Origin of the sequence: Streptomyces sp. NPDC127092, assembly GCF_042722475.1 — a bacterium.
Taxonomy (GTDB): domain Bacteria; phylum Actinomycetota; class Actinomycetes; order Streptomycetales; family Streptomycetaceae; genus Streptomyces.
Genome location: NZ_JBHXFE010000013.1, coordinates 156387 through 175440 on the forward strand (window position 1 = coordinate 156387; position 19054 = coordinate 175440).

At 72.6% G+C, this 19054-nt stretch carries 12 protein-coding genes and 1 pseudogene; 3 read left to right on the top strand and 10 right to left on the bottom strand.

Features of this window, described 5'->3' with window-relative positions; all coding sequences use genetic code 11:
* A complete protein-coding gene (locus ACFWJO_RS13850; protein WP_386864923.1) occupies positions 1-1680 on the bottom strand; it encodes a rhamnogalacturonan lyase B N-terminal domain-containing protein in 1680 nt (559 codons plus the stop codon).
* Positions 1681-2021: 341 nt separating this feature from the next.
* On the opposite strand from ACFWJO_RS13850, the gene ACFWJO_RS13855 reads away from it, so the two are divergent.
* Complete coding sequence (locus tag ACFWJO_RS13855; RefSeq protein ID WP_386864924.1) at positions 2022-4904, top strand: glycoside hydrolase family 2 TIM barrel-domain containing protein; 2883 nt, start codon at positions 2022-2024, stop codon at positions 4902-4904.
* A 25-nt stretch (positions 4905-4929) separates the two neighbouring features.
* Here the strand turns inward: ACFWJO_RS13855 and ACFWJO_RS13860 are convergent, their stop codons facing one another.
* From ACFWJO_RS13860 to ACFWJO_RS13900, 9 genes and pseudogenes are all read right to left on the bottom strand, one after another.
* A complete protein-coding gene (locus ACFWJO_RS13860; protein WP_386864943.1) occupies positions 4930-5982 on the bottom strand; it encodes a rhamnogalacturonan acetylesterase in 1053 nt (350 codons plus the stop codon).
* A gap of 14 nt (positions 5983-5996) precedes the next feature.
* Positions 5997-8737, bottom strand: a pseudogene (locus ACFWJO_RS13865) (Tat pathway signal sequence domain protein).
* Positions 8738-8951: 214 nt separating this feature from the next.
* Positions 8952-9569 (bottom strand): hypothetical protein, encoded by a 618-nt coding sequence (locus ACFWJO_RS13870; protein ID WP_386864925.1) that lies wholly within the window; start codon positions 9567-9569, stop codon positions 8952-8954.
* On the bottom strand, positions 9566-10402 hold the full coding sequence (locus tag ACFWJO_RS13875; RefSeq protein ID WP_386864926.1) for a carbohydrate ABC transporter permease: 837 nt from the start codon (positions 10400-10402) through the stop codon (positions 9566-9568). The genes ACFWJO_RS13870 and ACFWJO_RS13875 overlap by 4 nt, the downstream gene beginning before the upstream one ends.
* Positions 10399-11445, bottom strand: coding sequence for a carbohydrate ABC transporter permease (locus tag ACFWJO_RS13880; RefSeq protein ID WP_386864927.1), 1047 nt, complete (start codon positions 11443-11445; stop codon positions 10399-10401). Before ACFWJO_RS13880 ends, ACFWJO_RS13875 begins: the two co-directional genes overlap by 4 nt.
* Complete coding sequence (locus ACFWJO_RS13885; protein ID WP_386864928.1) at positions 11445-12671, bottom strand: ABC transporter substrate-binding protein; 1227 nt, start codon at positions 12669-12671, stop codon at positions 11445-11447. The genes ACFWJO_RS13880 and ACFWJO_RS13885 overlap by 1 nt, the downstream gene beginning before the upstream one ends.
* 242 nt (positions 12672-12913) lie before the next feature.
* Positions 12914-14437 (bottom strand): alpha-N-arabinofuranosidase, encoded by a 1524-nt coding sequence (locus ACFWJO_RS13890; RefSeq protein ID WP_386864929.1) that lies wholly within the window; start codon positions 14435-14437, stop codon positions 12914-12916.
* 84 nt (positions 14438-14521) lie between these two features.
* Positions 14522-15787 (bottom strand): MFS transporter, encoded by a 1266-nt coding sequence (locus ACFWJO_RS13895; protein WP_386864930.1) that lies wholly within the window; start codon positions 15785-15787, stop codon positions 14522-14524.
* Positions 15788-15798: 11 nt separating this feature from the next.
* Positions 15799-17178, bottom strand: a complete 1380-nt coding sequence (locus tag ACFWJO_RS13900; RefSeq protein ID WP_386864931.1) for a rhodanese-like domain-containing protein — start codon at positions 17176-17178, stop codon at positions 15799-15801.
* A 108-nt stretch (positions 17179-17286) separates the two neighbouring features.
* Between ACFWJO_RS13900 and ACFWJO_RS13905 the strand changes: the two genes are divergently transcribed.
* Both ACFWJO_RS13905 and ACFWJO_RS13910 read left to right on the top strand, forming a co-directional pair.
* Complete coding sequence (locus tag ACFWJO_RS13905; RefSeq protein ID WP_386864932.1) at positions 17287-18063, top strand: ArsR/SmtB family transcription factor; 777 nt, start codon at positions 17287-17289, stop codon at positions 18061-18063.
* Between the two features lie 58 nt (positions 18064-18121).
* The coding region (locus ACFWJO_RS13910; RefSeq protein WP_386864933.1) for a DUF5937 family protein at positions 18122-19054 on the top strand (933 nt) is incomplete at its 3' end.

Consider the following 19054-nt stretch of genomic DNA (forward strand, 5'->3'; position numbering starts at 1 on the left):
TCACGCGAGCAGGTCGACGCAGTCGACCGAGGTGCCGGGGCTGAGGAAGCCGGTGCCGGTCGAGCCGCTGACGACGTTCAGCCGCAGCACGTTGTACTGGCCCGGGTCCGTCTTCCAGGCGCTCGCCGGGACGACGTAGGTGAAGGTGTGGTTGTTGCCGCGGTAGGAGCCGTTGGTGAGGGAGCGGGTCGACGGCTGGGCGGGCGGTGAGGGGATCGCCGAGACCCAGTCGTTGACCGTGACCTGGGGCCGTCCGTTGAGGAAGGCCGTGGTGACCCCGATGCGCAGGGTGTGCGCGGCGGCGGCCTGGGCGGCGGTGAGCCTGAAGTAGACGAGAACGCCGTCGTTGACGTCCTTCCAGAGGTAGCAGGGGAAGGACGACCGCACGTCGGTGCCGTCGAGGACGACGTTGCCGGTCCAGGGGGCGGCGCGGACGTCGGCGGGGTGGGCGTACGTCATGAGGGCGGCGTTCTTGAAGCCGGCCGGCGTGCCGTTCCAGTCGCCGATCCGCCAGATCGCGGGGGCGGTGCTCGGGTCGCCGGTCAGGGTGATCGTGTGGAGGGCGGTGGCCGTGCCCGCGGTGACCGTCACCGTGCCGGTGTGGACGGCGAGTTCGCCCTTGTAGACGGTGAGGGTGTACGTGCCGGGGAGCATGCCGCGGCAGGAGAAGGCTCCCGTGCCGGCGGCCGCGCGGGTCCAGTACTGGGCGTCGGCGTTGGCGAAGCCGACCGTGTACGGGTGGGCCGGGTCCATGCCGGCGAGCCCGACGCCCGCGACCCGGCCCCGCCCCGCGGCGCCGACCCATCCGGGGATGCCGAGGCCGTCCACCCACGAGGTGTCGTGGTGGGCGGCGGACAGCGCGGGGTCGGGCGTTCCGCCGTCGGTGAAGGCGAGGACGTACGGGCCCTGGAGGCCGAAGCGCATGGCCTCGGTCTGCGACTGGTTGTAGTGGAGGATCTCGTAGAGGCCGACGCCGAGTTCGTTGGAGTGGCGCAGCAGAGAGCGGTAGAAGGGGCCGCCGGAGGCCTTCTCGTGGTTGGAGCGCACCATCCAGAGGCCGACGGTCCCGGTGGTGTACCCGATGTGGTCGTAGTCCATGACGCGCAGCCCGGAGTAGTGCTTGGAGCGGGTCTGGCCGTCGGACCGCTGCCAGACGTCACCGGCCTCGATGACGGTGTCCGCGCCCTCGACCCAGGAGTCTGGGCCCTCGTTGGGGAAGACGCCCGGCCTGAGGCGGACGATGTAGCGGGTGGCGGTGAAGGACGTGTCGGCCTTGTCGGTCCACAGGTAGACGTTGTTCAGTCCGGCGCGGGCGGCGTAGTAGTGGCGCAGCGTGCCGTGGACGACGGTGACGAGGATGGTGGAGCCGGCCTGCCGCAGGGTGACGGTGGAGGAGCCGAGGCCGGACTCGACGTGCGAGTGCTTGCCGCCGTAGCCCTCGTACTCCTTGCCCTTGTATAGGAGGGAGGTGAGGTCGCCGGTGGACTTGGAGATTTTGAAGACGAGCCCGGCGCCGGTGTCGAGGACGTACTGGGTGCCGTCGTCGCTCCAGCCGAACGAGGCGGCGGCGGCGCGCGCGGGGGCGGGTCCGCCGGTGGCGGCGAGGGCGGTGCCGGCCGCTGCCGCGCCGAGGAGGGTGCGGCGGCGGACCGGGTGCGACGGGGTGTCGTACGGGTTCACGGGTGCGGCTCCTTCGCTGGTGTGGGGGTGAGGCGCCCGTAGGTCGCCGCCGCGCGGCGTGGGGTTGCCGCCTGGATAAAAACGATTCAAGAACTGTCCAGGCGGGGCGAGAAGAGTCCAAGGGTCCGAGGCCCGGCCGGGGTTGTGCGCGACGGGACGGAGCGGTGGGATGGGAGCCGGAGCCGCGCGGCACATGCTTCGGCCGGAAGCCGGCGCTCCCCCTTCCCCGTCTCCCCATTCCCCTTCCCGTCTGCCCCTCCCCTTCCCGTCTCTCCATCCCCTTCCGTCTCTCCATCCCCTTCCCGTCTCTCCATCCCCTTCCCGTCTCCCGCAGGAGGACCATGTCCGCGCTGCCCTGGTACGAAGACGTCTCCCCCGGCCGCGGCACGCTTCCGCCCCGTGCCTGGTACGCCCGTTCCGACGCTGCCGCCCTCTCCCTGAACGGCGAGTGGGCCTTCCGTCTCTCGCCCGCCGCCGACAGCCACGACGACTCCTTCGCCGCCCCGGACTTCGACGCGAGCGGCTGGGACCGGATCGCCGTGCCCGGCCACTGGGTCCTCCAGGGCAAGGACGGCGCGTACGGGCGACCGGCCTACACCAACGTCGTCTACCCCTTCCCCGTCGACCCGCCGCACGTCCCCTCCGAGAACCCGACCGGCGACCACCTGTGCCGCTTCGACGTGCCCGGGGACTGGCCGGCGACGGGCGGAGCCGTCCTCCGCTTCGACGGCGTGGAGTCCTGTGCCCGGGTCTGGCTCAACGGCACGGAGCTCGGCGACTTCAAGGGCTCTCGTCTGGCCCACGAGTTCGCCGTGGGACGGCTGCTGCGCGCACGGGACAACGTGCTCGCGGTCCGCGTCCACCAGTGGTCCTCGGGCTCCTACCTGGAGGACCAGGACCAGTGGTGGCTGCCGGGGATCTTCCGGGACGTCACGCTCCTGCACCGGCCGGAGGGCGCGCCCGCCGACTTCTTCGTCCACGCCTCGTACGACCACGCCGGGGGCACGGGCGGCCTGCGCGTCGACTGCGACGTGCCCGGCCGGGTGGCGGTGCCGGAGCTGGGTCTCGACCTGGCGACCGGCGAGACGGCGACGGTGCCGGTCGAGCCGTGGAGCGCCGAGGTGCCCCGCCTGTACGAGGGCGAGCTGGCCGCCGGCGGGGAGCGCATCGCGCTGCGGATCGGCTTCCGCTCGGTGTGCGTCGAGGACGGGGTGCTGAAGGCCAACGGGCGGCGGGTCCTCTTCCGGGGCGTGAACCGGCACGAGTTCCATCCGGAGCGCGGGCGGAGCCTGGAGCTCGCGACGATGCGCGAGGACGTGGAGCTGATGAAGCGTCACAACGTCAACGCCGTCCGCACCTCGCACTATCCGCCGCATCCGGCCTTCCTCGACCTGTGCGACGAGTACGGCCTGTGGGTGATCGACGAGGGCGACCTGGAGACCCACGGGTTCGAGGAGCTGGCGTGGCGGGGCAACCCGGTGGACGACGCGCGCTGGACGCCGGCGCTGCTCGACCGGGCGGCCCGGCTCGTCGAGCGGGACAAGAACCATCCGTCGGTGATCATGTGGTCGCTGGGCAACGAGTGCGGCACCGGCGCCGGTCTGACCGCGATGGCGCGGTGGATCCGCGAGCGGGACCCGTCCCGGCCCGTGCACTACGAGGGCGACCGCTCGTGCCGCGACACCGACGTCTACTCACGGATGTACCCGCCGCACGCCGAGGTCGACGAGATCGGCCGGCGCGCGGACGGGGGCCCGGCGGCGCGCGGCGCACTGCCCTTCGTCCTCTGCGAGTACGCGCACGCGATGGGCAACGGGCCGGGCGGACTCTCCGAGTACCAGCGGCTGTTCGAGACCTACGAGCGGTGCCAGGGCGGCTTCGTGTGGGAGTGGATCGACCACGGCCTGGTCCACCCGGAGTACGGGTACGGCTACGGCGGCGACTTCGGCGAGGAGCTGCACGACGGGAACTTCGTGTGCGACGGGCTGCTCTTCCCGGACCGTACGCCGTCGCCGGGTCTGCTGGAGTACAAGAAGGTGATCGAGCCGGTCCGGATCGTGGCCGGGGAGGAGCCGGGCACGGTCTCGGTCACCAACGGCCACGACGTCGCCGATCTCGCGCACCTCGCCTTCACCTGGTCCTTCGGGGCCGACGGCGAGACGGTCGCCGAGGGCCCGCTGGACGTGCCCGGGCTGCCCGCCGGCCGGAGCGCGGTGGTGCGGCTGCCGGAGCCGCCCGCGCGTCCGGCCGGGGCGGAGACCGTGTGGACCGTACGGGCGGTGCTTGCCCGCGACACCGCGTGGGCGTCCGCCGGGCACGAGGTCGCCTGGGGCCAGGTCCCGGCCTCGGCGCCGCCGGCCCGGCCGCTGCCGCCGGCGGGCGCGCGGCCGGCCGGGGCGGCGGACCGGATCACCCTCGGCCCCGGTGTGTTCGACGCCCGCACCGGCGAGCCGCTGGCCTTCGGCGCCGTGCCCGTCACGGGCCTGCGGCTCGACGTGTGGCGGGCGCCGACGGACAACGACGAAGGCGCGCCCTGGCAGCCGGACGTGCGCAGCGCACCGTCGTGGCGCGCGCTGGGCCTGCACCGGATGCGGCACCGCACCGACGAGGTGCGCGTCGGGACGGACTGCCTCACGGTGCGGTCGCGCGTGGCACCCGCGGGCCGGGACCTCGGGCTCGCCGTCACCTACCGCTGGACCTCCGACGGCACGGCGCTTGGCCTCGTCGTCGACGTCGTTCCGGACGGCGGGTGGCCGGTGCCGCTCCCCCGGCTCGGCGTCCGGCTCGGCCTGCCGGCCGCCCTCGACCGGGTGGTCTGGTACGGGTGCGGGCCCGGCGAGGCGTACCCGGACACGCGGGCGGCCGCCCGGCTCGGCCGCTGGGAGTCGACGGTGGCCGGTCTCCAGACCCCGTACGTGCGTCCGCAGGAGAACGGGGCCCGGATCGACACCCGCCGGCTGGAACTGACCGACGGAACAGGAGGCGTACGGGTCGAGGGCGCCCCGGCGTTCTGGTTCACGGCCCGCCGCTGGACGACGGAACAGCTGGACGCGGCCGCCCACCGCACCGACCTGGTGCCGGGCGACCTCCTCTGGCTGCACCTGGACCACGCCCAGCACGGCATCGGCTCCCAGTCCTGCGGCCCGGGCGTGCTCCCGGAGCACCGCCTGTCGGCCGCGCCCGCCTCCTTCTCGTTCACCTTCACGGCGAACCCGGGGGCCTGACCGCCGGAGAGCATCGGTGCCCTGCTCAGCGGAAGAGGTGTTCCGGGACGATGCCCCGGGCCCGCAGTTCCCCGGCGACGAGGGCCGCGTACTCCGTGGCGCCGCGTACCGAGGTGTGGGTGTTGTCCCGCTTCTCGGCCGTGAGGTAGAGCGCCTTGGAGGCCTCGGGTCCGAGTTCTTCGACCCTCGCCTTGGTGAGGGCGGTGAGGTCGATGAGCGGGGTGCCGAGCTCGGCGGCGAGGGCGCGGATCTCGGCGGGATGGTCGACGCCGAGGCCGTTGACGAGCAGGGCGATGCCGTTGTTCAGGGTGCCGTCGGCGCTGAACCAGCGCCGGACGACCGGCGTGACGAGGACCGGTTCGCCGCCCCGGGCCCGGACCCGCTCGACCAGGGTGGTGAGGTTGGCCCGGTAGGTGGCGGCGTCGGTCTGCTTGTCGTTGTGGGCGAGCTGGATCAGGACGGGGTCGCCGGGCCGGATCGCGGCCTCGACCCGGTCGAAGAGCGCCGGGTCGGCGAGGAAGGTGACGGTGCTCTCGCCGGAGTCGGCGTGGTTGGCGACCGCGATCCCGCGCCGCAGGTGGGCGGGGAGCATCTGGCCCCAGCCGGTGTACGGCCCGGCCGGCTGGTCGCAGACGGTCGAGTCGCCGACGAGGAACAGCCGCGGGGCGGCCGGCGCGGGGGTGATCCGCACCGAGGTCACGCGCGGCGCGGCCCCGCCGACGACCAGGTCGAGCCCGGGGCTTCCGACGGCGCCGGTGGGCTCGCCCTCGGGATCGCGGACGTCGACGGTGAACGAGCGCCGGACCCGCTCCCCCGCCCCGGTGACGGTCTCGGCTAGCAGGGCCCGCCGGGTCTCGCCGGAGACCGCGGTCGCCCCGGCGGTCTCTCCGCCGAGGGTCACGGTGACGTCGTACGTGCCGGGGGCGACGTCGAAGTGGCAGGCGAGGCCTTCGGCGGCCGTGGGGACGCAGTGGTCGAGCCCCTGGCCGAGGGGCCCGTCGGCGTGGGCGGCCGGCGCTGCGGCGAGCACACCGGCCAGGGCCGCCGACGCGACGACAAGAACGGTCCTTCTCATCATCATCCTCCCGGACGTCACTTCGGCAACCGGTCGCCGACGAGGGCGAGGTTCTGGATGGCGGCGAGCCCGTACAGGGCGGTGGTGTTCGTGCTGATCCACAGGTGCTCGTAGCCGGGTTCGAGGGCGTCGGGGCCCCGGACGGGCGTCTTGTCCCAGACCATAGCCGCGGTGTAGCCGTCGCTCCTGTCGAACCTGGCCCAGGCCCGCTGGGCGAGCGTGGCGTCGTTCAGCTGGGCCGCCGCGTAGGCGTCCTGGCGGGAGTGGCCCTGGAAGAGGAGGAGGGTGCCGAAGTTCTGGCCGTACCGGGCGGCCTGTTCGGCCTTGGTGGCGTTGAAGTAGCGGCAGTAGTCGAGCCACGCCTCCTTGAACGCGGGCATGTCGATGAGGTCGATGAGCTCGGCGCACATCTCGACCAGTCCGAACATGGCGGAGAGGTGGGAGACTCCGACGACGGGCTTGTCGGCGACGGCGAAGCGGCCGGTGTCCAGGTCGTAGAGGCCGGTGCCCTGGACGAAGCCGTTGGGCTGGGCGGCGATGGTCTCCATGGTGGACCGCAGCCGGGCCTCGGCCTTGGCCGCCTTGGGGCCGCCGCGCTCCCATTCGGTGAGCCAGGCCGCGGCGAGGCCGCTCCAGTCGGTGCCGAAGCCGACGGAGAGGGCGTGCCGGTCGGGGGTGTAGGGCTCGGTGCGGATCTTGCGGATGGGGTCGAGCACCAGGAAGGTCTCGTCGGAGTCGACCAGGTCGTGCATGAGGTCGCCGACCCGCTCGTCGGCGGTGAGGAAGTAGTAGGGACGGCGGTAGACGGCCGTGGAGATGCGCTGCTGCTTCGCGCTGTCGGCGAAGTGCTGAACGCCGTGGCGGGTGCCGAGGCCGGCCCAGGTGCCGAGGTGGTAGACGTCGACCTCGCCGGTGTGGCGGGTCATGGCCTCGGCGAACCGGAAGATGTCGGCGCGGCCGGACCGCAGGTAGGCGTACCAGAGCCAGAGGTCGGGCGAGAGTTCGGAGTTGTCCCAGGCGTAGCCGCCGACGTCGTACCGCCACTGGTGCCGGTCCTCGTCGTAGGTGTGCATGATGTCGCCGTAGTCCCAGAAGCCGTACCAGCGGCGCTGTTCGGCCTGGTCCTTGTAGTAGGCGAAGAGGTAGTCGAGGCGGTCCTCGATCCTCGCCCGGGCCGAGGTGGAACGGTCGACGGGCGAGAACAGCCCGCCGAACACCCGGGCGCGGACGAGGTCTTCCGGGCTCGCGGCGAGCTGCGGCGGAGTGCGTACGGCGGCGGCCTGGGAGACGAGGACGTCGGCGGCGGGAGTGCTCGCGTTGGCCCAGAACATCAGCTCGCTGGTCCGGGCGATGCCGTACGGGGTGCCGAACCCCGGCTCGTGGTCCTCGTACGTGATGTTCAGGCCTTCGAGCTGCTCGGCGTAGGTGTCCTGCCCCATGCCGTCGTGGTAGAAGCGCAGGTCCATGGGCTGCGCCTCGGGCGACCAGAGCCAGAGGGTGACCTCGGCCTCGTCGCCGGCGGCGCCGCGGACGTCGAGCTGGGCGGGATGCTTCTGCCAGAAGTCCCGCAGCCCGAACGAGAGTCCGCCGGTGACGCCTCCGACGTATCCGAAGCCGCTCGCGCGCCTGCCTCCTCCGGCGGGGATCCACCCGTGCCCGGTCTTGGTGCGCTTGCGGATCGCGAACCCGTCGGCGGAGAGCTGGGCGAGGCTGTAGTCGCCCCAGGTGGGGACGTACTGCAGCCGGCTGGTGACCCGCTGGTCCCAGGTGGCGGGGTCGGGCAGCTTCTCCCCCCTGACCTGGGCCTTGCGCACGGCGGCGCCGGGGTCACGGCGCAGCCCGGTGATGCCCTGCACGGCCTCGGTGAGGAACCCGGCGCCCTCGCCCGCGAGACGGACATGACGGTCGTACGAGGCGTCGCGCATCGGGACGCCGAAGCGGACGCCGAGCCCACGGATGAAGTCCTTGTTCTGGTCACCGTCGAAAGTGATGGTATGGACCATGCGGAAGGACTCGGATCCCGCGTAGAAGTAGAGCCGCACACAGAACGGCAGCCAACTGCGGCTGCCCTTGCGGTGCTTGCCGTCGATCCGGACCACGGCCCGCACGGGACCGTCCTGTTCGACCACGGCACCCGAGATCTCGCCGTCGAACCGCTCCCACTTGGCGTTGCCCTGGTCGCCGTCGTCGATGTCGCCCTGCCGCAGCAGCACGAGCCGCCCGTCGGTGGCGATCTTCACACCTCCGCGCGTGACGGACTCGACGAGCTTCCCGCCGTCCCTGGAGACGACGACACGAACGACTCCGGTGTCGACGCTGATCCGCCGATCCGTCGCGGAAACGGTCACGGCCTTCGCAGCCGCCGCGGGAGTTCCGGGCGCGAGGCTGAAGCGCTCGATGCCGCCCGCCTCGGGCCCGACGGCGTGCGCGGTCCACTTGAGCGACCCGTCGGGCCAGCGCGCGGTCGTCCACGTCTGTACGGGCACGGGGTCGCCGTCGGCGGACGTCAGGACGAAGGCGGTGTCACCGGCGTGGACGCCCTTGGGCCAGGCGCACCGAAGGTGGAGCCGGCGGCGGCCCCGAGCCCTCCGGGCTCCAGCCAGCTGATGGTGGCGGGCCGCCCCTCGGAGACGGCCTCGGAGACGGCCTCGGCGGCGGGAGCGGCCTGGGCGTCGCGCCCGAGCACCCAGCTGAACTGCGCGGCGGCTCCGGCGACGGCGGCCGCCTTCAGAAGCGAGCGGCGAGGTATGGCGGACATGAGCGAACCTTTCGACGAAGACGTACGGAAGCGGGGGCCGCGCAGGGGGTCGCGTTCGGGACGTGACGCGTGTTTTGTGGCGCGGGAGAAGAGCGTTCAGCACGCCACGGACCAGATCCGCGCCGTACATCACGCAGTCCCGAATGCGGCCCCCGGAGCGGCCCACGCGGCACCACGACGGGTTGACCAGCGGCAGCTCTACACGGCGGCAGCTCTACGCGGCGCCAGGCAAGGCCGCACGCTGCTCGACCGCCAGAACGGCAGCGACACAGACACCGAGCGCCGGCACGGCCAACGGCGCCGAGAACCAGGCCGAGGCCCCGACGACGGCGAACCCGCAGACCACGAACAGGGACCCGGCCGGATCACGCAGGGCCCGGCGGCCGCCGGCCGCGAGCAGCCCGCCCCAGCGGGCTCCCGCCCGCCAGGCGCCGCAGGCCCGCAGCAGACCGACGGCGGCCCACAGCCCCGCCAGGACCCCGACGACCCCGACGACCCGCCCGCCGGGCAGCCCTCCGCTCCGTACGACGGCGAGATCGGCCCACAGAAGAGCGAGCCCCGCCCAGAGCCCGAGCCCCACCGCCCAGCCGCCCCCACGCAGCGCGACCCGCAGATCGCGGGCGAAGTACCGCAGACCCGCGGCCTCCCCGGCCGTCCAGCGCCGCAGGTGACCCGCGCCGGCTGCCAGCGCTGCAGGCAGGGTGACCAGCGGCAGCGCGGCGACCGCGATCCACACGCCCACGAGGAGGGCCTCGGCGAAGACCCCGAAGCGCTCCAGGAAGCGCCCCCGTCCCCCGCCGGGCGGGCGCCCTTGCCGACGCGGCGCGCTCATCCCTTGAGCCCCGAGGTGGCCATGCCGTCGATGAGATAGCGCTGGAAGGCGAGGAAGAAGGCGACGACGGGCAGCAGCGCCACCAGCGACATGGCGATCATGCCGCCGTAGTTGGCGACGCCGTCCTGGTCGACGAACATCTTCAGCCCCAGGGAGACGGTGTACTTCTCCGGCTCGTTGAGGTAGATGAGCGGGCCGAGGAAGTCGTTCCACGCGTTGATGAAGGTGAAGATCGCGCTCGTGATCAGGGCCGGCCGGCACAGCGGCAGCACGATCGACCAGTAGATCCGCGGATGTCCGCAGCCGTCGAGCCGGGCCGCCTCGTCGAGCTCCTTCGGCAGCCCGCGCATGAACTGGAGCATCAGGAAGACGAAGAAGGCGTCCGCGGCGAGGTACTTGCCGAGCAGCAACGGCGTGTACGTGTTGACGAGTTCCAGCTTCTGGAACAGCACGTACTGCGGGATGAGGAGCACGTGGTACGGAAGCAGCAGCGTGCCGATCATCAGCGTGAAGAGGAGGCCGCGCCCCGCGAACCCGACCTTGGCGAAGGCGTAGGCGGCGAGCGAGCTGGACGCGAGCACGCCGACCACCGAACCGACGGCGAGGAGGAGGGAGTTGCCGAAGAAGGTGGCGATGGGGATGTCGGCGATGCCGTCCGCGAGCCGCCGGTAGTTGTCGGTGATGGGGTCGGTGGGGAACAGCTCCAGGCTGCCGACGATCTCGTCGTTGGGCTTGAAGGAGCCGCCCACGACCCACACCACGGGGTAGAGGACGACGGCGAGGACGGCGAGCGCCCCCGCGTGCCAGGCCGCCGAGGCCGCCTTGGGACTCATCGGGCGTCCTCCTCGTAGTGCACCCAGCGCCGCTGGGACCAGAACAGCACCGCCGTGACCAGGCCGACGGCGAGCAGCAGCATCCAGGCCATCGCCGAGGCCAGGCCCATGCGGCTGTTCTCGAAGCCCTGGATGTAGAGGTAGCAGGTGTAGACGAGGGTGCCGTCGGCCGGGCCGCAGGCGTTGCCCTGGCTGCCGATGATGTAGGCGGAGCCGAAGATCTGGAAGGAGTGGATGGTCTCCAGGAGCACGTTGAAGAAGAGCACCGGGGAGATCATCGGCAGGGTGATGTTCCAGAACCGCCGCCACGGTCCCGCGCCGTCGACCTGGGCCGCCTCGTACAACTCCCGCGGCACCTGCTTGAGTCCGGCCAGGAAGATGACCATCGGGGCGCCGAACTGCCAGACGGTCAGCGCCACCAGGGCGTAGATGATGCGGTCGGGGTCGCCGATCCAGCCGCCGGGCGCCAGGCCGAGGGCCTGCTGGGCGCGGTCGACGGCGGCGCCGTCGGAGAAGAGCGCCCGCCACACGATGGCGACGGAGACGCTGGCGCCGATGAGCGAGGGGGCGTAGAACGCGGCCCGGTAGAAGCCCTGGCCGCGCCGGCTCTGGTTGAGCAGCAGCGCCACGCCGAGGGCCGCGGCCAGCTTGAGCGGGGTGCCGACGACCACGTACCAGCTGGTCACCTTCACGGAGGTGCGCCAGCGGGGGTCGCCGAACATCTCGGTGAAGTTGTCGAGACCGATCCACCGCGGGGCGTCGAAGAGGTTGTAGTCGGTGAAGGCGAAGTAGAGCGAGGCGACCATGGGTCCCGCGGTGAGCAGCAGGAAGCCCGTGATCCACGGGGAGAGGAACAGGTAGCCGGCGAGGTTCTCGCGGCGGGTCCCGCGGGCCCGGCGGGGCGGGGCCGCGCGGCCCGGCCCCGCTCCGCCGGTGGTGGGCGCCGGCGGCGGTGCGGGGTGCGACGGCGGTGCGGGGTCCGGCGGGCCCGGCGGGGAGCCGGGTGCCGGGCCGGTCGGTACGGAGGTCACGGCGGCGTCCATCAGGCGGCGAGGGCCGTCTTCGCCTCGGTGAAGAACTGCTTCACCGCGTCGGCGACCGGCCGGGTGCCGAGGGACATCTCCTCGGAGAGCCGCAGGAAGGCGGCCTCGACGACGTCGGCGCCGGCCGGGTGCGGGGTGATGGGCTCCAGGACGCGCGACTCGACCAGTTGCTTCTCGTACGCGGCGATCTGCTGTCCGACCGGGTCGGAGGGCACGTACGCCTCGTACTGGGCGACGGTCGAGGGGACTCCGCGGTCGTAGCCCATGATCTTCGCGACCTCGGGGTCGTGGACCATGAAGTCGATGAACCGGGCGACTTCCCTGGGGTGCTTGGTGCGCCGGGAGCCGCTGAGCATGAGGGAGCCGAGGTACTGGCCGGTCTTGTGGCCGTCCGTGGTGGGTATGGGGGCGAGCCCGTACTGGCTCTTGCCCTCGGAGGAGTAGCGGACGGAGAAGTTGTCCCACGTGAACTCGCAGCCGGCGAGTTCGGCGGTGACGGCCGACTTGGGCTTGGCCTGGATGGTCTTCTTCGGGTCGGCGTAGAGGCCTGACTTCACCCGCTCGAACGCCTTGGTCCACCAGTCGGTCAGGTCGGCCTCGGTGAAGCCGAGTGCGGAGGTGGTGAAGAAGGCCTTGCCGTGCTGGCGGAGGTAGAGGTCGTAGAGGTACATGATCCCGTACGGACCGGCGTCGCCGGCCCGGCCCTGGCTGTCCTGGATCCTGGCGAGGGCCGCGTGGTACTCGTCCCAGGTCCAGCCGGGCTTCGGCTTCACGCCGGCCCGGGTGAAGACGGTCCGGTCGACGACGAGGGCCATGGAGTTGCTGCCGACGGGGATGCCGAGCAGCTTGCCGTCGACCTCGCCGAACTTCTCCAGTCCGGCGCGGAATCCCTCGAGCCGGAGGTTCCCCTCCTCGACCTGCCCGCGCAGGTCGAGGAGGACGTTCTTCTTGTCGTACTTGCGCAGGAAGCCGATGGCGTTCTGGAAGACGTCCGGCGGGTTGCCGCCCGAGGCCTGGGTGTTGAACTTCTTCCAGAAGTCGGCGTAGGGCTGGAAGTCGGTCTTGATCTTGATCTTCGGGTACTTCTTCTCGAAGAGGGCGATCGACCGGTTGATCCGCTTGGCCCGGTCGTCCGAGCCCCACCAGGCGTACCGGAGGGTGACGGTGCCGTCTCCCGAGCCGGATCCGGTGCCGCAGCCCGCCGCGGTCAGGCCGAGGGCCGCCATGGATCCGCCGGCGACCTTCAGCAGATTCCGACGGTCAACAGTGCCTTGTGTACGCACAGTTCGTCCTCCCGCGCGTGATTGGAACGTTTCAGGAAAGCGCTTGCTGGGACAAAGTAGGGTCGCCGGCCAGCGCCGTCAACGCTTCGGACAGGATCTCCGAGATCTTTCGCAGCGCTGACGGCTCGCACGCCCTCGTGTCGTATGAATGGATTCAACGCCGAGGGACGCCACGCGACGGCCGGTCAGGCCAGCCGGATGACGTTCCAGGACAGCGGCTCCAGGACGGCCCGTAGCCGTCCGTCGGCGATGCCGGTGCCGCGGACGGCGTGCGGCACCACCCGGTCCGGCGCGTCGAGGGTGTTGCACGCCTCGGGGTCCGCGTCGGCGAGGGCGGTGTGCTCCAGCACGCGGCTCACGCCGAGACCGCGCAGCGCCACCTCCAGGGGCAGTTCGGCGTGCTGGTCGCGGTTCACGGCGAAGACGGTGACGGTCCCGTCCTCGCCGCGCACGGCGGTGGCGTGCAGCAGCGGCACGTCCCCGTACTTCGGCGTGGGGTACGTGGGCGCGTCGACGCGTACGTCGAGGACCGTGCCCTGCCCGTACCGCGCGGCCTGGGCGAAGGGGTGGAAGACGGTCTGGCGCCAGGCCGGGCCGCCGGGCTCGGTCATGATCGGCGCGATCACGTTGACGAGCTGGGCGAGACAGGCCACGGCGATCCGGTCGGCATGGCGGAGCAGGGCGATCAGAAGGGTGCCGAAGACGACGGCGTCGGTCACCGTGTAGACGTCCTCCAGGAGGCGGGGGGCCTCCTGCCAGTCCTCCACCGGGTGCGGGTTGGGCCGTCGCTGGTACCAGACGTTCCACTCGTCGAAGGAGAGGGTGAGCCGCTTCGGGGACTTGAGCCGGGCGCCGACGTGGTCGCAGGTGGCGATCACCTCCCGGATGAAGGCCTCCATGTGGACGGCGGAGGCGAGGAAGGAGTCGCGGTCGCCGTCCTGCTCCTCGTAGTAGGCGTGCAGGGAGACGTGGTCGACGACCTCGTACGTCTCCTCCAGGACGGTCGCCTCCCACGCGGCGAACGTGGGCAGGTCGCGGGCGGAGCTGCCGCAGACGACGAGCTCGAGGCCGGAGTCGAGCCCGCGCAGGGCGCGGGCGGTCTGGGCGGCCAGCCGGCCGTACTCCGCCGCCGTCTTCTGGCCGGTCTGCCAGGTGCCGTCCATCTCGTTGCCGAGGCACCAGAGGCGGATGCCGAAGGGGTCCTTGTCGCCGTGCGCGATGCGGCGGTCGGAGAGTTCGGTGCCGCCGGGGTGGTTGGCGTACTCGACGAGGTCCATGGCCTCCGCGAGGCCGCGGGTGCCGAGGTTGAGCGCCATCATCGGCTCGGCCCGCGGGCCGATCTTGCGCAGGAAGGCCATGAACTCGCTCAGGCCGAAGCGGTTGGTCTCGGTGGAGCGCCAGGCGGCGTCGAGCCGGCGCGGCCGTTGATCGGCCGGCCCGACGCCGTCCTCCCAGCGGTAGCCGGAGACGAAGTTGCCGCCGGGATAGCGCACGACGGTGACGCCGAGTTCGCGGACCAGCTCCAGGACGTCGGTGCGCAGTCCGTCCTCGTCGGCGGCGGGGTGGCCGGGCTCGTGGATGCCGGTGTAGACGCAGCGCCCGAGGTGCTCGACGAAGGAGCCGAAGAGACGCGGATCGACGGGGCCGACGGTGAAGTCGGGATCGAGGGTGAAACGAGCGGTGCGAGTGGCGCGTTCGGTGCGGGGCACGCGACTCCCTTTCGTTCGAAATTTCGACCAACAGCCGTATGTCCGAACGAAAACGTAGGAGTGCGGCCTCCGCACGTCAATGGATCAGCCCTTCGGCCGTTCGGTGATCCAGCGGGCGGCGAGGAGACCGGAGGCGGCGGTGAGGGCGGCGGCCGCGACGACGGTGGCGTCGAGCCCGAAGGCGTCGGCGAGGACGCCGGCGACGAGAGCGCCGGCCGCGTAGCCGATGTCGCGCCAGAAGCGGTAGGTGCCCAGGGCGTTGGCGCGCCACGCGGGATGGGCGTGGTCGGACACGGAGGCGATGAGGGCCGGGTAGACCATGGCGGTGCCGAGGCCCAGGGCGACGGCGGAGAGGATGCCGGCGAGCAGCGGGCGGTCGAGGAGGGCGAGCGCGAGGACGAAACCGGCCGACTGGACGAGCATGCCGGTGACGACGAGGGGCTTGCGGCCGATGCGGTCGGCGAGATGGCCGGTGGGGATCTGTCCGAGGCCCCAGAGGATGGGATAGAGGCCTTTGACGAGGCCGACGGCGGCGAGTCCGAGCCCGTGGTCGGTGAAGAGGAGCGGGAAGACGCCCCAGGTCAGACCGTCGTTGAGGTTGTTGACGAGTCCGGCCTGGCTGGCGCCGCGCAGCGAGCGGTGGCGCCAGGAGGTGCGGAGGAAGGCGGCTCTCGGGCCGGTGTCCTCGCCGGCTGTCAACGGCTCGGCGTGCCGGGCGAGTTCGAGGGCGACATGGGCGGCGGTGTCCCGCACGGCGAGCGTGAGGGCGAGTCCCGCGGCGACGAAGGCGACGCCGACGAGCTCCGGCACGGGGCGAAGGCCGTACGCGGTGGCGAGGTAGCCGGTGAGCAGGGCGGTGGCGCCGACGGCCGTGTAACCGGCGGCTTCGTTCAGGCCGGTGGCGAGGCCGCGGCGGGCGGGGCCGACGAGGTCGATCTTCATGTTGACCGTCATCGACCAGGTGAGGCCCTGGTTGAGGCCGAGCAGCACGTTGGCCGCGACGATCCAGCCCCAGGAGGGCGCGTAGGCGAGCGCGAAGGGGACGGGGACGCCGATCAGCCAGCCGGCGACGAGGAGCTGCCTGCGGCGGAAGCGGGCGGTCAGCGCTCCGGCGGCCAGGTTGGTGAGGGCCTTGGTGAGGCCGAAGGCGATGATGAACGAGAAGACCGCGAGGTCGCTGGTCAGGCCGAAGGTCTCGGAGCCGATGAGCGGCACGGTGGTGCGTTCCAGGCCGACCAGGCCGCCGACGCAGACGTTGACGATGACGAGCAGGGTGAACTGGAGCCGGTTCTCACGCAGTCCGAGACGTACGGGCGGACGGCCGGAGGCGGCGGGTACGGGGGCGGGCACGCGGCCGTTCCTCACGGGCGGGTGTCCTCCGGCCCCACGGCGAGGCGCAGGCCGTGGGCGGCGGCGTAGTCGGCGGGACCGCCGCGGAGCACCGTGAGACGGGTGTGGCCGGCGCGTTCGAGGAGGCTGGCGGCGGTCATGGCGCGCTCGCCGTGGGCGCAGGCGACGACGGCTCCGTCCGGGACGTCCGCGGCGACCCGGCCGAGGCCGCCGAGTTCGACGTGGAGCGCCCCCGGGACGTGGCCGGCGGTGAACTCCGCGGCCTGGCGCACGTCGAGGTACGGACGGCGGCCCGCCCGGTCGGCGGCGACGAGGGCGGTGGTGGCCTCCTCGTTGCCGTCGGCGAGCCAGGCCGCCATGCCTCCGGCCAGGCGCCCGGCCAGTCGCTCGTACCCGATCTTGTACGCCTGCCAGACGAGCTCGCCCAGGTCCTGGCCCTCTCCGGTGACGAAGGCGAGCGGCGCCGTGTCGGGCAGGAGCCAGCCGAGCCAGGTGGCGAAGGCGCCGCGCAGCGGGTTGGAGAGGGCGCCGGGGATGTGGCCGGCGGCGTACTCGGCGGCCGGACGGACGTCGACGACGTGTCCGCCGTCGGCCATGAGGGCGCGGACCTGTTCGGCGGACAGTTCCGCCAGGAGCGGGGTCCCGGTCAGGACGGCGGGGCCGCGCCGGTTGACCTCGGCGAGCCGGTCGAAGTAGGCGGGGTACGTGCCGAGGCCCGCGAGCAGCTGCCGGACGAAGGCGTCCTCGTCACGGGCGGCGAGCAGCGGGTTCGCCCGCTTCTCGGCGCCGATGGCGGAGGTGCGCTCGCTGCCGGGCGGCGCCGAGCAGAAGGAGCCGGCGCCGTGCGTGGGCCACACGGCGGTCGCGTCCGGCAGCTCGGCCAGCCGGCGCAGGGAGCGGTACTGGGCCCGGGCGAGTTCCTCGGTGCGGTCGGCGCCGAGGAGGTCGGTGCGGGCGGCGGAGTTCACGATCAGCGAGCCGCCGGTGAAGACGCCGAGCTCCCGGCCGCCGTCGAGGAGCAGGAAGGACAGGTGCTCGTCGGTGTGACCGGGGGTGGCCAGGGCGCGCAGGGTGAGCCCGCCGAGATCGACCTCGTCGCCGTCGGCGAGGCCCCGGTGGGGGAAGGCGCGGTGACCGGCGGCGGAGGCGAGCACCCTGGCGCCGTACTCGTGGCCGAGCTGGACGGCGCCGGAGAGGAAGTCGGCGTGCAGATGGGTGTCGGCGGCGTACGCGACGGTCAGTCCGCGCCGCTCGGCGGCGGCGCGGAGGGCGCGCAGGTCGCGGCAGGCGTCGACGGCCAGGGCGCGGCCGTCGCCCAGGTCCACGAGGTAGGCGCTGTTGCCGAGGCCGTCGTCGACCAGGGGAATCAGGTGATCGTCGGCGAAGCCCATCGTGCTCTCCTTGTCCGAGGCCTGAGGGCGCCTGCGAGTGCGTCACCGGGCGGGGAGCGTCACCGCAGGGCGTCAGTTACAGTCATCCATGGATAGGTGGAGGAAGCAATGCGGGACGCCATCGCGAGGGCCGGCGGGAGCGCCGCCGAGACCGGCACGAAGGCCACCGAGACCGGCACCACGGCCGGCGCGAGGGCCGGCGCGAGGGCCGGCGCGAGGGCCGGCGCGAAGGCCGCGCTGTACGACGCCTTCGCCGCCAGCGGCAAGGCGCTGGCCAGCGGAAAGCGACTCGAACTGCTGGATCTGCTCGCGCAGGGCGAGCGCACCGTCGACGCGCTCGCGAAGGCCGCCGGCCTGAACCTGACCACCGCCTCCGCCCACCTGCAGACGCTCAAGCAGGCCGGCTTCGTCGCCACCCGGCGCGAGGGCGTCCGCATCCACTACCGGCTCGCCGGCGACGACGTCGCCCGGCTCTTCGCCCTCCTGCGGACGGTCGCCGACCGCCACCAGGCCGCCGTCCCCGCCGCCAGGACCGCCTACCTCGGCGACGACGCGGCCACCGCCGTCACCCACGACGAGCTGCTCGACCGGCTCGCGGCCGGCGACGGCGACGTGGTCGTCCTCGACGTGCGCCCGCCGGAGGAGTACCTCGCCGGACACATCCCCGGCGCCGTCTGCATCCCCGTCGCCGAACTCGCCGACCGCATCGGCGAGCTGCCCGAGGAGACCGAGGTCGTCGTGTACTGCCGCGGCGCGTACTGCGCGCTCGCCCACGAGGCGGTCCGCCTGCTGTCCGACCACGGCCGTCGGGCGGTCCGGCTCAGCGACGGCATGCTCGAATGGCGCCTCGCCGACCTCCCCGTACACGCGGGCGAGAGCGCGTGAACCCGGCGACCGCTCGCATCCGCCTCCGGCCAGGGGCACCACGGGTACGCTCCGACACGTGATCGACATCATCTTCGGGCCCGACGATCTGACGCGGATACGCTTCGCGCGCTCACCGCTCGAGGAACTGGTGCACAGCGTGCCCGTGCTGGCCGGCACGCGGCGGCCGCTGGTGCACCGGCCGTGGCTGGAGTTCGCGGCGCCGAGGGTGACCGGGCTCGATCTGCGGGTGCTGCTGGCGCTCGCGCGGGGGCCGCGGATCGTGCCGGACTTCCTCGCGCCGCCGCCGGAGGCGCTGACCGGGAACTTCGGCGACGAGCTGGCGGCGATCGCCGCCACGCCCGGCGAGGTCGTGCGCACCTCGCTCGACGAACTGCGCACCGACGGCGAACTGCCGGCCGTGATCCGCCCCCTGTACGAGGATCCCGAGCACGGACTGCTCCGTCTCGTCGACACCATGGCCGCCTACTGGCGGGCCGCCGTCGAGCCGGTCTGGCCCCGGCTGCGGGCCCTCGACGACGCCGACATCGCCCACCGGGCACAGCAGCTCACGACCGGTGGCCTCGCCAAGGTCTTCGACGACCTGCACCCCGAGGCGCGCTACGAGGTGGACCGGCTCCGCATCGACAAGCCGCTCCACTCGGCCCGGCGCGAGGCCGCCGGTGCGGGACTGCTGCTCGTGCCCTGTGTGTTCGCCTGGCCCCACCTGCTCGTGCTGCACAACGAGCCGTACCAGCCGACGCTCACGTACTCGCCGCGCGGGATCGGACGGCTGTGGACGGAGCAGTCGTCCCAGGCGTCCGCCGAGCCGCTCGGCGATCTGATGGGGCGCAGCCGGGCCGCCCTGCTCACCCATCTCGACCTGCCGCTGTCGACGACCCAGCTCGCGGCCTACCTCGACCTCAGCGCGGCGGCGGTGTCGCAGCACCTCGCGGTGCTGCGCCGCTGCCGGCTGGTGACCTCGCGCCGCTCGGGCCGCTGGGTGCTGCAC

What these genes read in the sequence shown, in the direction of transcription:
- ACFWJO_RS13855 (WP_386864924.1), top strand. Translation starts at nt 2,022, where the DNA reads ATGTCCGCGCTGCCCTGGTACGAAGACGTCTCCCCCGGCCGCGGCACG.
- ACFWJO_RS13860 (WP_386864943.1), bottom strand. Translation starts at nt 5,982, where the DNA reads ATGATGAGAAGGACCGTTCTTGTCGTCGCGTCGGCGGCCCTGGCCGGT.
- ACFWJO_RS13870 (WP_386864925.1), bottom strand. Translation starts at nt 9,569, where the DNA reads ATGAGCGCGCCGCGTCGGCAAGGGCGCCCGCCCGGCGGGGGACGGGGG.
- ACFWJO_RS13875 (WP_386864926.1), bottom strand. Translation starts at nt 10,402, where the DNA reads ATGAGTCCCAAGGCGGCCTCGGCGGCCTGGCACGCGGGGGCGCTCGCC.
- ACFWJO_RS13880 (WP_386864927.1), bottom strand. Translation starts at nt 11,445, where the DNA reads ATGGACGCCGCCGTGACCTCCGTACCGACCGGCCCGGCACCCGGCTCC.
- ACFWJO_RS13885 (WP_386864928.1), bottom strand. Translation starts at nt 12,671, where the DNA reads ATGGCGGCCCTCGGCCTGACCGCGGCGGGCTGCGGCACCGGATCCGGC.
- ACFWJO_RS13900 (WP_386864931.1), bottom strand. Translation starts at nt 17,178, where the DNA reads ATGGGCTTCGCCGACGATCACCTGATTCCCCTGGTCGACGACGGCCTC.
- ACFWJO_RS13905 (WP_386864932.1), top strand. Translation starts at nt 17,287, where the DNA reads ATGCGGGACGCCATCGCGAGGGCCGGCGGGAGCGCCGCCGAGACCGGC.